Genomic DNA, 13685 nt, shown 5'->3' with positions numbered 1-13685 from the left:
AGTTGCCTGCGTGTCACGGCCACAGTCCTACCGGGTTCCACCTCGCGACGAGGGCAGAACCCAGGAACTGATCACGACATCACACAGGCCCTAGGTCCGACGCGCTGGTGAACGTGGCGGGCACCGGGGCAGCCGGCTCCTTGGGCGCGGGGTAGAGCTCGGCAAGCCGCTTCAGCAGTCGCGCGTATGCGTCCCGTTCCGGCGGTCGGGTCTCGGTCTTGCCGGACTCCCAGCCGGACACTGTGGCGCGGCGCACCTTCAGTGCGGTGGCGACCTCGCCGATCGTCAGACCGTGGGCGGCACGCAGACGCTTGCGTTCCGGCGGCGGGAGTGTGGAGCGGGACGCGATCAAGGCGTCGACCGCGTCGAACTGGGCCAGCCGGTGGTGGTTTTTCGTGGCCGGGCAGGCCAGCAGCGGCAAGACGCTGGTGATGGACCTCGTGCACGCCGCTCTCGAGCAGCGAGGCGGTGCGGTGCGGGTGGAGCGGGACGCTTACGAAGCCATCCACCCCGACTACCAGCACTTCCTGGCGCGGGACGTACGGACAGCCGGGGTGCGAGTACGGCGGCAGACCTATGGGTGGCAGACCTATGGGTGGCAGACCTATGGGTGGCAGACCTATGGGTGGCAGGCCGAGGTTGAAGCCCGGGCCCGGGCGGCCCGCTACGACGTGGTGGCTGAGGAGGCCCTCGCGGATCCGGCCGGGTGGCTGGCTTCGGCGGGTGCCTACCGCGCGGCCAGCTACCGGGTTGAGGTCGTGGCCCTGGCCGTGCCGGAGGCCGTCTCCCAGCTCGGTGTCGTGGACCGCTACCTGCGCCTGGCCGACGAGGGCCGCCCCCGGTACGTCGGCTGGGACAACCACGACGCCTGCGCGGCCGCCTTACCCTCGGCCCTCGCCGACGTCGAGGCCGACCACCTGGCCGACCGCGTCCTGGTGGTCCGGCGCGATGGGCAAGTCCTGTATACCAACGAGCTCGGCCCCGAGGGCCGGTGGCTGCGGCCGACCGGCGCGCGCCAGGCGCTGCTCGCCGATGCGCGGCGGGGTCGAGGACGTCTTTGTCGAAGGCCCGGTCGGCGCTCAGCTTCCAGCACGAGGAGCTCCTCGTACGTGCCTGGTGGGTGGTCCGGGCTAGGCCGACATGGGCTACAAACCGCGGCACGGGCCCTCGAGCCTTCTCACCGCGCCTGTCCGTGAGCCACACATCCCACCGCACACCTGGCCAACGGCCGCGGGGCACCGCGCCTACCCACCGGAGCTGAGGAACCGCTCCAGCACCACCGGGTCCAGCAGGTCGGGCCACGCGGTGCCCGGGAGCAGCGTCCCCAGATCGGCCTCGAGCTGTTGGGCCTCCTCGGCGGTGGCCGGCTCCATCGCGCGGCGCAGACCGCGGCGTGTCGCAGGTACATGGCCAGCGGGCCGGCGTGGTGGTCGACTCCGGCCAGGTAGGGCAGCGCGGGCGGGGTGAGCACCACGGCCTGGGCGGCAAGGAACCCGAGCAGCTGCTGAAGGGTGCGGTCGCCGGCGCCGGCGCCGGCGGGCTCGGGGCGGCGGGGCGTCGGCAGGCTGATGCCCTCTGCGATCCGCTCCCACGCCTGGACCCGGGTCGGCGCCTCCGCCTCGTCGTCGCCACTGGCCCGGTCCATGCCCCTCAGCAGCGAGCGCAAGGTGACCACCCGCAGCGCCGGATCGGCCCCGGCCGGTGGGCGGGAGTGGGGACCAGCAGCCGGCCGGTGAAGCTCTGCCGCAGCCCGGAGGCGCCCGCCAGGAGCTCGGCGAGGGGCTGCTCGGCGGCGAACTTCGCCATCGCCAGGGACGGCTCGATCGCGCTGTATCCCGCCTGCCCTGGAACGTGCCGTCGGGCAGCAGCCAGCTCACCTCCCGCCGTCCACCCCTCACCAGGCGCCCCGTCGGTCGTCTCGCAGGGCCACACCGGCCGGTCCCAGCCCGGCAGCAGCGGCCGCTGCGCCTTTACCGGCCACGGGTCCGCCTGGAGGCCGTGCGCAGAGCCGGACACGGGCCGGCCTGCAGGTAGGCCCCCGCCGGCGGCGGACCATTCCAGCGGCGCCGGGGCGCAGCGGGAGAGGCGCAGGAGGAGAGGCGCAGGAGGCCGTCCGCGGCGCGCGCGAGGATCTCCACAACCGCGCCCGTGCAGGGCTGGCTTCCTCGAATATCAGCGGCCAGGAGGCCGGGCCTGGGCGGCGAGTTCGGGCACGGCGAGCGTCCACACGCGCAGGGCCGTGGTCCAGTCCGGGGCCGCGGCCAGTGCCTCGCCCAGCGTCCGCCCCGCCCGCCCGGCCACTGGCTCCAGATCCTGCCGGGCGTCCGGGAGGTCGCCGTGGTGCAGGCGGCGGATCAGCGCGCCCATCTCGACGTCCAGGTCGGCCGCTACCTCCCGCTGGTGTGCGTTGAGCGGGCGCAGCAGGTCCACACCAGGGTCGCCGTCTGCCACGGCGTCGCCGGCACGGTGACCGACAGCGCGGCCAGTCCTCGGCTGCGGCCGCAAAGTCCCCCGTCCCGATCTCGCGCCTCGGCACCCGGTCGACGACCGCGAAGCCCGCGGCCAGCAGGTCCCGGGCCGGGCCCGGTGCCGGCTCGGGGGCGCCAATGAACGCCGCGACCGCCGCGGGGAGCAGCCCGGTAGGGCAGTCCAGCGCCGCTGCGGCCGCCTGGATCCGGGAGAAGTCCGTCGCCTGAGGCGGGTGTTTCTATGCCACCGGGCCACCGTACGGACCGAGCCCGAGCGGGATGGCCCGAACCCGGCAGGTCGACGGCGCGCACAGGTGCGATCCGCGCCCCCGGCGCACGCGTTGCGGCCCCCTTCCCACGGAGTGCCGACAGGGAGCCGCGGTCAGTCCGCCTGCACCTGGCGGGCTGGGCCGGTTCTTCGCCGGGGTCGCGCCTACTCGCCCGGCGACGTCGGTCTCCCCCAGCGTCCGGGTAGATCCCGCCGTCCGGTCAGCAGCGTATGGGCGGCCGGCTCAGGAACGCCGGCCCAGGCCCGGCAGCCCGGCCGAGGCCGCGCGCACTCCGGCCGCGGCGCGGGGCCCTGCCCTCCTTCAGCAGCCCGCGGGCCCGCGCCCGCCACAGCTGGGCGTCCTCGGCGCGGCCGGCCTCCCGGTGCACCGCGGCGACACGCAGCGCGGCGGCGCGGGCCCGGGCCGCCAGGACCTCGGCCGCGGCGGCCATCGGCCCCTCAACCCGGTCAACCGACCAAATGGAGCCGGTCAAAGCGACAGTATGTCGCTTTGACCGGCTCTGTTGTTGTGCGTGAACGTGATCTGGCCCCCTGCGGTTCGCAGGGGGCCAGATGTTTTTGTGCTGGTCAGGTGGGGTGCAGGAGGTGGGGCGGATCAGGGGTCGGGGGTCGTTTCGGGGAGGTAGCCCTTGGGGGTCCAGCCGCTGGGGTTCTTGCGCTTGTGGCGGTTGGAGGGGCGGCGGCGGGCTGGCTGGCCGTCGCTGGGGAGGGTGGCGAGCCAGCTGGCAAGTTTGCGCTGGTTGGCGTGGGCGATCTGGAAGGCGAGGAGGAGGGACTGCGCGGCAATGCCGCGGATGCGGCGGGTGCGGCTTCGTTCGATGGCTTCGTGGTCCTTGGCGTAACCGTTGAAGTGCTCGACGCGGTTGCGCAAGCGGAAGTAGTGGTGGGTCCAGGGAGCGAGGCCGTGGTCGAGTTCTTGCCAGTAGCGGATGCCGATGTTGCGGGCGAAGGTGAGCGACTCCCGTCGGCAGACCTCGGGCGGGCCCGTGGGGGTGGGCATGACGTCGATGGCGGGAAGCCGGGCGTCGCGGCCGAGGCTGCGGCGTTTGATGGGGCAGGCGACGGTGGGGTGGGTGCCTGCGGCGGGGCAGAGCATCCGGCGTGCGCCGCGGTGGTCGGGGGCGGCCTTGGGCCGTAGGCGGAAGGCGGCTCGGGCGTTGACGCGGGACCGCCAGGTGACTTTGTCGATCTTCTTCTCGAGGAGGTCCGAGGTGACGGTGATGAGGGCCTGGGGAAGGTTGGGGCAGTACCAGGTGCCGTCGACGAGGAGTGCGCCGGCGTGGCTGCCCTGGATGCCGAGCTGGTCGATGCGGTAGTCCCAGACGGGGCGGTATCCCAGGTCGCGGACGGGGGCGTGGAAGGTTTCGGGCAGGGCCGCGTTGTAGGCGCGGTCTGCGGCCAGCCAGCCCGCCTTGTAGCCGCGGCGGTGGACATCGCGGAGAGCGGTGACGGCGTTGCCTGCGGGGTCGTGGCCGGGTTTGTGGACGGTGAAGGCCAGGACGAGGGCGGGCAGGTGCCGGTCGGCATCCCCGTCGGATGCGGGTGCGGGGGCGCCTCCGAGGGGTGTGATGGAGGTCTCGCCGGTGACGACGAGGGTGGCCTCGTAGCCGTAGAGGTGGCGCTTGGCCTTCTTCGTCTTCTTGCCGGTGCCCGCAGTGGTGGGATCCGGGGAGTCAGCGGGGTCGCGATGGCTGCCTTCGCGGACGTACCAGGCTGCATCGGGGTCGGTGGCGGTACTGGGAGCGCTGGTGGAGACGCCTCGCGAGAAGGTACGGATCGGCGTGGCGTCCACGGAGGCCGAGCCGTCCCACACCTTCTCGATGAACGGCCTTGCCGGGGCGAGAGAGGCCTCGACGATCCGGTTGGTGACCTCCACGAGCAGGTGGCGGCGCGCGGCGAGCTGATCCGGGTCGGCTTCCTGCTCCAGGCGGAAGGCCTCGGCACGTGGCAGGCGCCGTGTGGGCAGGGGCGAGGGGTTCATGACGGCTTCGGCCCGGTGGAAGGCGCGACGGACGGCGAGGTAGGCGGCTTCGAAGCCGTCGGCGGTGTCGGGCCAGGCGGGGAGGGCGAGCTGCGCGCGGGCCGCGGGTGTGAGCTGATGGGCGAGGATGCCGGCGGCTTCGGTCAGGGTCACGCGGCCGTTGTTGCGCCAGGAGGCCAGCGTCATAGCGGTGAACAGGGCGTCGAGGGTGACGGTGCGGGTGCGGCCGGCCGGTGACTTGCGGATGGCCTGCTGGGCTGTCCGGACCAGGGGGACGATCCCGGAGCGTTCCACGAAGCGGCGGGCGCGGGTGAACTCGGCCGGCTTGACCGTGTGGCGGCGCACGTGCGGCTGCGCGAGCCAGGCCAGGTCGCTTGCCTGGCAGCGCGGCGTCGGTGGGTGGTGGCGGTCGGGGATCACGGCATCTCCCTGAGGATGGTGCGGGCCTGGTCGGCGCTGGCGCTTTTGAGGAAGGGCAGGAGGCGGGAGAGGGCGTGGAGGGAGTCGAGGCCTGCGCTGGCCAGCAGCACAGGCAGCGGGATGCATGCGTCCATGCGCTCGATGAGCCAGGTGGCGCGGCAGCGGCCCATGACCAGGCGGGGCACTCGCGGGTCGTGGGCCGCGCGGTAGACGAGGTCGGTGACGGTGTTGCTCTTGCGGGCGAAGCTGGCGGGGCGGAAGAGGTAGCTGGTTCCCGCGTGCGCGGCGGCTTCGGCCAGGGTGCGCTCGAAAGGGCGGGAGCAGATCACCAGGCGGGAGCGGTTCCCGCGGACGGCTACCACGGTGGCCCCGTCCTCCAGGGTCCGCACATCCGGGCCGCGCAGGGGGATGATCTCGTGGGTGTCGAGGCCGCACCCGAGCCCCAGGGCGAGCAACAGGATCAGTCCTCGGCGTAGTTCGGCGGTGGACTGCCCGCCCGCCCACGCCCACAGGTCTGCCTTCTGGTGGGGGGTGTAGGGCTGGGAGGGGTCGGACCCGGAGAGCGGGATGGGCCGTCCGCCCGGCAGGTCGGGGCCGAACACGGCGGTCCTGATCGTGGTCAGAGCAGCCCGGTAGTTCGCCCGGGAGGCTTCGCCGACATCGGTGCAGCCGATCGCCGTGAAGTGCTCGACCATCGCCGGGTCCAGCCACAGGCGGGCATCAACAGGGTGCCCTTGCTGGTCGGCGAAGACCGCGATCCGGGTCAGCGCGGTGAGGAGGTCGCGGGCCCGGTAGGTGGTGGTGGGAGCCGCGCGGGCGATTGTGTTACGGACCTCGTCCGCGACACGTTCCCACGCCGGGGGCCGGTTGCTGGGCCGGTACTGCGCGATGCGACGCTCCATCAGCATCCTCCAGACGAACACCCCTGGAGGGGTGCCATTGCAATACCATGCTGGGTGCTGGGAGGCGCTCGGCGACCCGGGAGATCCGGATGGGTGAGACTGGGGTACGTGCCCCGAGGAGACAGCCGCTTCGTCAGTCCGTGTGGATACGTACAAGTCGGCGCGTGGCCCACTGCTGTCATGACTGACCATCACGGGGCCAAGGTCGCCCAGGCGCTGGCGCTCGCGCTCGCTCTGGCCTTGAAGAACGCCGGCTGGTCGGTGGCGGAGCTGTCGCGGCGCAGCGGTGTCAGCCGGCTGACGATCGCCAATGTCCTGGCTGGCAGGGTCTGGCCCGATCTGCTGACCGTCGCGAGCCTGGAGCGGGCCCTGGACTGCGACCTGTGGCCGGGCCGGGGCGTGTGAACGTGCGAGCCCGCGGCGTGGTGGGGATGCGGGTGAAGGCATGGTGGCCGTCCTCGACAGGGTGGATCCGCCGACGGCGGCCACCCGATGGGATGACGGCACGGCAGAACCGGGCCACCTGGCGCCATGTTCGCGTTAGGGTGCCGGAAACGGCCGGGCCGCGTTGACCGGTCCGGTCCGCCGCCCGCGAGGGCTGCGGGCCGGACCGCCGTGGAGATGGTGTTCGCCGGGGCCAGGGGCCGTTTGGGGCCGCCGCTGATGTGAGAGTTGGCGGCGGCCCCGCCTCATGCCGGCGTGCCGGGTTCAGTTCGTGGGCGCCTCCTCCGTGTGGGCGGGAGCGGCGCGGTAGAGCACGTACCTGGGTTTGACGGTTCGTTTGCTCAGGAGTCCCTTGCCGACGAGTTGTTCGACCAGCACGCGCAGACTGCGCTGGTTGGACTGCCCGGTCGCTTCGGAGATCTCATGGAGCCGCCACTCCCGCTCCGGATCCGCGGCGGTGACCTCCAGTACCCGCAGCCGATACGGCACCCGCAGACCGGATCCGGCAGGCTGTGCCTCTTCGCTGGAGGCCTGCGGGCTGACCTCACACGGCTCCGGGCCACTGCGCGGCGAGCAATCGGCCGCGTCGTCGTGCTCGTCGTCTCCCGGATGGGGGCCGCGCTGGCCCGGGAAAACCCAGGGCCGCTCGACGAGCACCTCCAGCTTCGTGCGCAGCAGACGCACGCGCGCGAGGAAGTCGACGGCGTCCTCCTCGACACGCATAAGCAACTCGACGGCGCCCCGGGGATCCGCAACAGCCGCTTCCCAGTCCAGGCTGATGCTGTCCATGGCGGATACCCTAGAGCCGTGCGCACACTTCACAGCGCACACGGACCAATACGCCACCCTGATGAGTGATGGCCGCTCTCATCCACTGCCCGAGACGGTTCCCAGTCGCCTGCAACCCCGGCCTCAGGCGCAGTCAACGCACGTCACACGGCTATTGCCGAACACAGCTGGCGCACTGCGGTCGCCGTGAGATCGCATGTGACCCACGGCCTGGGCAGCCTCTGCCGGGCGGGTGCGCACTTTCACAGCGTGCGGAGCCGAATGGGGCCTTCTACTCTCACCCGCATGTGCAGGCATACCCTGGCGATGTCGCCTGACGTGTTCCTCGTCTGCTTCGACCAGCGCCACCGCGTGCTGCTTCTGAAGCCGTCCCCGCCCGCCGGCACAGCCTGGGCTCTGCCCGCGCTGCGCCGCGACCAAGGTGAGCCCTGCACACACGCGGCCGTGCGCCTCGCGGTCGCAATCGCCCCGCCCGGATGCCTGCGGTTCGGCGCGGTCACCGGCCGACCGGACGCACCTCACACCGTGGCAGAGACTGCACGGCACGGCCCGTAGTACGGCTCTTCACCGCCCACGCCGACGCCGCCAGATCGCGGCTGGCGATTCCAGGAGCGGTGACATCCTGGCTGCCGCACGAAGAGGCCGCGGAAGCTGTCGGACATTCGGGAGCCGGTGAGCTCGCCGCGTTCCTGGAGGGATACGTGAACGGCTGGATCCCGGACGGTTGCATCACCCTCGGGCCTGAACTCGCCGACTGCGCGGGGTTCATGGTGTCGAGGAAGGCGTCACGCACGCCATCCGTCGGCCATATGAGAGCCCGCCACCGCCCCCAGCGTCGGCCCCGCCCAGGGCACCAGCAACGCTGACGCGCTGTCGATGGCATCGGCGAACATGGCTCAAGGCCTGTGTGGATTGGGGCGCATGATCACCCATCTCGCGCACGAACTCATAAGGAAATGTCAGTGGCCCGGACATAAGCCGTCCAGGGCCACTGACATCCAACTATCCGTGACGGGTCAGGAGGTGCAGAGCAGATCTCGCTGCGTCTACCACGTTTGCCCACAGGGGGTCGGCGATGATTTGCTGATCAGCCGCCCCCTCGCCAGTGGAGCGCAGAACGATATCGAGGCATTCCGCCAACCGACCCATGGCCTCGGCTTCTTCTTCCGACGCAAGGGTGTATCCGATGGTCGTATGCGGATGGTCGAGCACCGCAGCGTCATCGAGAATATTCACATTGATAGTGAGGGCCTCGAAATATCCCTCACTGGGATACTTGCACTCAATCCACACTAGCCTCTGATACTCGGGGTCCGAGAGTGCACGAACCGCCCCAACCACTTCTGCCCTCATGTCAGGCAGACGCACATTTGCAGGATTTCGATTCACGGATGATTCCAAGATTTCCCCTGTTCCATTCTTCGAGCGGAATGTGAGCCTCCTCTCTGAGTCGACTCTCGGAACACGGTGCCCGTCAATGGCAGAAGCAATGCAGGGCCGGCCCGGCGAATCTGGGATCGGCCCTGCATGGGCTACTTGCGCGCTGCTGCGGTGACCATAGACGTCAACGACGGCATGCTTGATTTTCGCCCGGAATGCCGGGAATCCTGAGGTAACGGCGTCGTTGATGAGACGGTCTCAGGCAGGAGACGGCGAGAAAGACTACATTGCACGCGAGAATTCCACTGCAGCCGAGATCACCTCTTCTTCCCTGGGGGATCGAGGAGTAATGGCACCCCCTCCGCGCTCAAGGATCACGAGCGAAGTTAGCAGGAGCCCCCGAGTGAGGGCGTGCTGAACCGGATGCCGCGTCGAAGAATAGAATTGCAGCACGGTGTCTACGTAAACCCTAAAGGTCGCAAAATTCACAGTGCAAGTGCCGTCTTCCCGCGGAGTCAGGCCGGTCTGACAGCCGAGGAATGCCGCCGCCGCTTCTGCAGACGCTAGGTACCACTGTCCAGTTCGCAGAGATGGGTCCCATACGCATTCCCCATCGATCTCGAAAGTGTAACTCATTCGGCAAACTCCAGACGCAAATCGAGGCCGGGATTGTCTCGCCTAAGCTGATCGAAATGCGCTTCCAGAGCAGATCGGAACCGTGGATCGACACTTGTGGCAGTCATGCGGAACCCAATGGGTGCCTGTTCGTACCCTTCCAGGTAACGTCGAGCTTCCAGATACTTCCCCAACTTCTTATCAACCTGCTTCTCTATCCAATCTGCATCCCCATAGAAGGCACTCTTTTCTTCCCAAAGTACTCCTTTCTCGATGTGATCGATGTCTGTTATGCGGTTTCCGGTCTCCGGGTGGTACACATCGTAGTCGCGTTCGTTTTCGAGCCAGCCGCAATCGGCGTTATGGACGAGAAGGGGCGTTCCTCCCGCGAAGGCATAATAGGTGTGTAGCCCTTCGACTGTGAAGTTATACGTACGGGCGCGCTGCTGGTAGGCGCGGTTGGCGGAGACTCGTACGGCCAGATTTTTATCAGAGAGCAGCGTTGTTCCGGGCTTGATTTGGCCCGCTTCGATCCACCCATTCTCTGAGGGGCTCCAGAATGGGTGCTCGTTGGTGGCGACAATTTTTTCCGGGCCGCTTGGGCTTACGATTTCCAGCTCATTGAAATCCTTGTCGCCTTCAGTGACGATCTCGCGGGTTACCTTTTTCGCCGCCTTCATCCCGCTGGAGGGGTCTGCAGAAAGGACCAGATCGCCAACCCGGACTTCCTCGATGTTTCGAGTGGAACCGTCAGCCATGAGGACTGGAGTGCCAGCCAGGAAGCACTTGCGACACCCCTTGATCGCCTGCATGAGGATCTTAGACCCGGCACGCATAAGTCGCATCTTGGAACTCATAATCGAGTCCTTGGTGAGCTCGACACATGCCTGCATGTCAAGCTTTTCAAGGCAGTTGTAGAACTGGCTGAGCCCCAGGAACTCCTTTGCTATATATTTCGTCCTCTCCTCCAGAGGCTTCAGGGCGTCGAGAAATTGCGGCAGCGTGATGCACTGAAGTTCATGCTGCATGCACCAGCGGACTGGATTCTTGTGCATCGAACAGTCCGGGTCCATCATTCCGCAGCGATAAAGGTCTGCCGCCTTCTTGTTCGCTTGCGTAACTGGGTCATTCAGCCAACGGCGATATTCTTCCGCTCGCACCTGTTGGTAGTCGATGGCATCGGCGCGGGCCTTCTCTGCCTCGCGAGCGGCTCCTACTGCGTCGTTGTTAGCGGCCAAGTAGGAATCACGGGCGTGGGCAGCAGAGGCCCAAGCCGTCTCCGCGGAAGTACGCGCCATTTTCGCCGAGATGGCAGCGTCCGTCGCAGACAGAGATGCGTCGTGCGCGGCCTGATTAGCCTGGGAGGCCGCGGCACGTGCGGTCTTCGCGGATTCTGCGGCTCGGGCTGCGGAGGACTCGGCTTCACGTGCTGACTTGGCAGCCTGGTCCTTGTAGCGGTTCGCATCAGCAGCTGACGCCGCAGCCTGGTTGGCGTAGTCGTTGGCCTGAGCGGCCGCGTTGCTCGCGATCGCGGCGGCCTTGCGCGCGTTGGCTGCTTCCTCCTGTGCTGTGGCCGCGATCCGGGCGCCCTCGGCTACGAGCTGCTGGACTCGTTGCTGATGGGTCAGGGAGAGCAGGTCTGCTTGCTGGGCTGCGTGCTGGCCTTCCTGGATAAACGTGTGCAGTCTGTTATCGGGGCCGTCGAGTGCGATTCGAGCGGCGGACTTCAGTTCCGGGCCGCCGCTGTCCGCGAGCTGGGCCGCGCGGATGCGCTCGTCCTGGGTGCGCGCGTTGTTGTATCCGGTGTGGATGAAGTCGACATATTTTTCGAGGCTGCCTGAGTTCAGTGCTGCCATGCCGGCTTGACTGGTGTTAGGTCCCGCATTTGCAATGAGCTGGGCGATGATGACACGGAACTCTTCCGCTCCGGCTTGGTAGCGGCCGGTCTTGAGGAAGGCTGTGATGGCATTGGCGTCGCCCTTGAGGGCCTGCTCTGCGGCCGCCCGGATCGGGGCGACAGGGCTGCCCTCGGCCACCTCTCCAACCTGAGCTCGTCGGTCCTGCTCCTCGGCCTTTGCCCAACCGGTGCGGGCGTAGGATGTGATGTCAGCGTCGTTTCCGGCGAGCGCGATCTCCGCTGCGACCTGGCTCCATTCACCACCCGTCTTGGCTGTCTGCAGGGCGGTCTTGCGTGCGCGGGCGGCTATGGCCTTGGCATCGGCTTCAGGTTTGGCGGCGTCGTCGGCAAGCTGTTTCGCCTCCGCCTCCAGGTTCTTCGTCTCCTGAACCGCTTGGGTTGCGGCGGTCTTGCGTTCGTCTTCCTCCGCCTTGAGGTCTCGGGCCCTCTCGATGCCGGCGTTGGTACGGCCCTGGAGTTCTTCGCCTTCGATCTCGCGCGCGAGCGCGTAGACCGCCTTCGCCTTCTCGATGGCGTCCGTCGCGGCATTGGCAGCGTCCGTTGCAGCCTTGGCATGGTTGGCGGACTGTGCTGCCGCGTTGGCAGCGTCACCCGCATGTTCCGCGGCCTCGTCGGCAGCTGCGGCCGCGTTATCTGCGTGGGTGGCTGCCGCGTTGGCCGCGTCGCGTGCCTGGCGGGCGGCTCCTGCTGCCTTGCGTGCCAAGGACACCGCCGCCTGGGCTGCCCTGTTGGATTCGTTCGCGTGCCGGCGGGCCTGCGCTGCGGCGGCGCGGGCCTCAGCGGAACTCACGCCTGCTTGGTCGGCGAAGGCACCGGCCGACTCGGCGGCGTCCACGGTTTCGAGGGCGTTAGCGCCTGCGCTCAACGCCGCCTGGGCGGCATCGCCCGCAGCGTTCGCAGAGGCCTCCGCCTGTTGGGAGACCTGACCGATTTCGCGCACCATCCGCATGGCCGCGCGGGCTTCCTCGGCCGCTCGGCGGGCGTCGCCCGCCTTGCTCGCATCGCTCGCGGCATCCGCCGCAGCGTTGCGGGCGCGGCTCGCTGCCCTCTCCGCGCCGGCTGCCGCGGAAGCCGCCTGGGCAGCGGCGTTCGCCGCGATGCGGGCAGCATTGGTGGCTGCGCGAGCGGAAGCGATGGCCTGTTGGGCGGCGGAGGCGGCCTGTCGTGTGTACTGTGCCGCCCGGCCGGCGGCGGCAGCCGCTCGCAGGGAGTCGCCCCGGGCTGCTTCGGTCTCGGCTGCGGCCTTCTGCGCTGCTTCCTTCGCCAGTTTGGCGGAGGTGACGGCCCGGGCGGACGCCTCGGTGGCGGCTGTCGTCTCGGCGGTCGCCTGTCGGCCGGCCTCACGTGTCTGTTCGAGGAGCTGGGCGATGGTGGCCTGCTCCTGGTCCCTGGACCGGGCGATGTGCTGCCCGACCTCGAGGAAGTCCCGGATCGCATCGGCGTTGCCGCGCAAGGCCTCCCGGCCGGCCGCCCGTACGTTCTCGCCGCCGGTGCTCAGGATCTGGGCAACCTGGATCCGCTCGTCCTGCTCCCGCTCAAGGTACTGGCCTTGGTCGAGGAACGCTTTGACGTCCTCGACATCACCCTGGAGAGCGGCACGCCCCTTGTCCGTCACGTTGGGCCCGGCGGTGGCGATGACTTGCGCCACCTTGACCCGCTGATCTTGCTCGAACGGGGCCTTCCAGCCGTCGTTCAGGAAGGCCTTCACTTCGGCCGGAGTACCGGCCAGGGCCTTGCGGGCAGCTTCCTGGACGCCGCTCCCGCCGACACTCGCCAGTTGTGCGGTAGCGACCCGGTCGTCCTGGGCACTGATACCTGCCGCCTGGTCCAGGAACTTCCTGACCTCCTCGTCGGTACCGGTCAAGGCAGCTTCCGCCGCTGCCTTGACCCCGGGGCCACCCGACTTCCAGAGCTCGACGACCCGCCCGCGCTCCGTCGGCGGGACGACATAGCCCGGAACCGTCACAGCTGATTTCGGTACCTCCACTGCAGACACGATCGGTGCGGCACCTAGGAGCCCAGCGAGCACCGTGAGCGGCACAGCAGCGCAGCCCAGTCCGTATAAGGCCCGACACGCTCGGTCTCGTGCCTCGTGGCGGGACACTCTTCGTTTCAAGGTCAGCTCATCTCCGTCATCCGTTGGCATGCCGGGATCTCCGCGACACGCAGGGTGCCAGATACCAAGAGGGAACATTTGATTCCGCTCTTTCCGTACGCGAATAAACGAGACCCTGGCGCCGGGATCTTCGCACAGGTGGAGAGAGTTGCGCGCGTGAGCGCCTCAAAGTGGCCTTGAACTGGCCAAATATCTCACCGCTCCCGTTCGGCCATCAGACGGCGGCATTCAGCCACGCGAAGCCTGCTGACTCGAACCCCCATTGACAACCTTAAAAATCAAGGTGAGTTTTGCTTCTGCATCTTTACTGGACCCCAGATCTGGGGCTGGTCCGGATGTCTCGTCCTACCCGACACTGTCGGG

At 68.5% G+C, this 13685-nt stretch carries 12 protein-coding genes and 1 pseudogene; 2 read left to right on the top strand and 11 right to left on the bottom strand.

The window, feature by feature from the left end; genetic code table 11:
• Positions 1 to 145: 145 nt before the first annotated feature.
• Positions 146 to 379, bottom strand: a pseudogene (locus AB0469_RS26495) (helix-turn-helix transcriptional regulator); the annotation flags it as partial.
• A gap of 61 nt (positions 380 to 440) precedes the next feature.
• On the opposite strand from AB0469_RS26495, the gene AB0469_RS26490 reads away from it, so the two are divergent.
• On the top strand, positions 441 to 1196 hold the full coding sequence (locus AB0469_RS26490) for a zeta toxin family protein (RefSeq protein WP_366453945.1): 756 nt from the start codon (positions 441 to 443) through the stop codon (positions 1194 to 1196).
• Between the two features lie 48 nt (positions 1197 to 1244).
• On the opposite strand, the gene AB0469_RS26485 is transcribed toward AB0469_RS26490, so the two are convergent.
• The 6 genes from AB0469_RS26485 to AB0469_RS26460 all read right to left on the bottom strand — a co-directional run bounded on the left by AB0469_RS26485 (position 1245) and on the right by AB0469_RS26460 (position 6060).
• Entirely contained in the window at positions 1245 to 1373 is a 129-nt protein-coding gene (locus tag AB0469_RS26485; RefSeq protein ID WP_366453944.1) for a hypothetical protein, read from the bottom strand.
• Positions 1374 to 1650: 277 nt separating this feature from the next.
• Entirely contained in the window at positions 1651 to 2016 is a 366-nt protein-coding gene (locus AB0469_RS26480; RefSeq protein WP_366453943.1) for a hypothetical protein, read from the bottom strand.
• A gap of 156 nt (positions 2017 to 2172) precedes the next feature.
• Positions 2173 to 2451 carry a hypothetical protein gene (locus AB0469_RS26475; RefSeq protein WP_366453942.1) on the bottom strand — a complete coding sequence of 93 codons (279 nt, stop codon included), beginning with the start codon at positions 2449 to 2451 and terminating at the stop codon, positions 2173 to 2175.
• A 506-nt stretch (positions 2452 to 2957) separates the two neighbouring features.
• Positions 2958 to 3230, bottom strand: coding sequence for a hypothetical protein (locus AB0469_RS26470; RefSeq protein ID WP_366453941.1), 273 nt, complete (start codon positions 3228 to 3230; stop codon positions 2958 to 2960).
• 122 nt (positions 3231 to 3352) lie between these two features.
• Positions 3353 to 5158 carry a hypothetical protein gene (locus tag AB0469_RS26465; RefSeq protein WP_366453940.1) on the bottom strand — a complete coding sequence of 602 codons (1806 nt, stop codon included), beginning with the start codon at positions 5156 to 5158 and terminating at the stop codon, positions 3353 to 3355.
• Complete coding sequence (locus tag AB0469_RS26460; RefSeq protein ID WP_366453939.1) at positions 5155 to 6060, bottom strand: hypothetical protein; 906 nt, start codon at positions 6058 to 6060, stop codon at positions 5155 to 5157. The genes AB0469_RS26465 and AB0469_RS26460 overlap by 4 nt, the downstream gene beginning before the upstream one ends.
• 180 nt (positions 6061 to 6240) lie before the next feature.
• Here AB0469_RS26460 and AB0469_RS26455 point away from each other — a divergent pair, with 180 nt between their 5' ends.
• Positions 6241 to 6465, top strand: coding sequence for a helix-turn-helix transcriptional regulator (locus AB0469_RS26455; RefSeq protein WP_366453938.1), 225 nt, complete (start codon positions 6241 to 6243; stop codon positions 6463 to 6465).
• A gap of 303 nt (positions 6466 to 6768) precedes the next feature.
• Here the strand turns inward: AB0469_RS26455 and AB0469_RS26450 are convergent, their stop codons facing one another.
• The 4 genes from AB0469_RS26450 to AB0469_RS26435 form a co-directional block, all read right to left on the bottom strand.
• The gene (locus AB0469_RS26450) at positions 6769 to 7293 is read right to left on the bottom strand and encodes a hypothetical protein (protein WP_366453937.1); all 525 of its coding nucleotides are present in this window, start codon (positions 7291 to 7293) and stop codon (positions 6769 to 6771) included.
• Between the two features lie 1002 nt (positions 7294 to 8295).
• Positions 8296 to 8661: a hypothetical protein gene (locus AB0469_RS26445; protein WP_366453935.1), complete on the bottom strand. Its 366-nt coding sequence runs from the start codon at positions 8659 to 8661 to the stop codon at positions 8296 to 8298.
• 294 nt (positions 8662 to 8955) lie between these two features.
• A complete protein-coding gene (locus AB0469_RS26440) occupies positions 8956 to 9309 on the bottom strand; it encodes a DUF6086 family protein (RefSeq protein WP_366453934.1) in 354 nt (117 codons plus the stop codon).
• Complete coding sequence (locus tag AB0469_RS26435; RefSeq protein WP_366453933.1) at positions 9306 to 13202, bottom strand: polymorphic toxin-type HINT domain-containing protein; 3897 nt, start codon at positions 13200 to 13202, stop codon at positions 9306 to 9308. Before AB0469_RS26435 ends, AB0469_RS26440 begins: the two co-directional genes overlap by 4 nt.
• Between the last annotated feature and the right edge of the window lie 483 nt (positions 13203 to 13685).

The sequence above is a fragment of the Streptomyces sp. NPDC093801 genome (assembly GCF_040701585.1).
Classification (GTDB): Bacteria; Actinomycetota; Actinomycetes; order Streptomycetales; family Streptomycetaceae; genus Streptomyces.
Note: the sequence above shows the minus strand (reverse complement) of the source record. Positions and strands in the feature narration are given on the sequence as shown.

What these genes read in the sequence shown, in the direction of transcription:
- AB0469_RS26455 (WP_366453938.1), top strand. Translation starts at nt 6,241, where the DNA reads ATGACTGACCATCACGGGGCCAAGGTCGCCCAGGCGCTGGCGCTCGCG.
- AB0469_RS26450 (WP_366453937.1), bottom strand. Translation starts at nt 7,293, where the DNA reads ATGGACAGCATCAGCCTGGACTGGGAAGCGGCTGTTGCGGATCCCCGG.
- AB0469_RS26485 (WP_366453944.1), bottom strand. Translation starts at nt 1,373, where the DNA reads ATGGAGCCGGCCACCGCCGAGGAGGCCCAACAGCTCGAGGCCGATCTG.
- AB0469_RS26460 (WP_366453939.1), bottom strand. Translation starts at nt 6,060, where the DNA reads ATGGAGCGTCGCATCGCGCAGTACCGGCCCAGCAACCGGCCCCCGGCG.
- AB0469_RS26440 (WP_366453934.1), bottom strand. Translation starts at nt 9,309, where the DNA reads ATGAGTTACACTTTCGAGATCGATGGGGAATGCGTATGGGACCCATCT.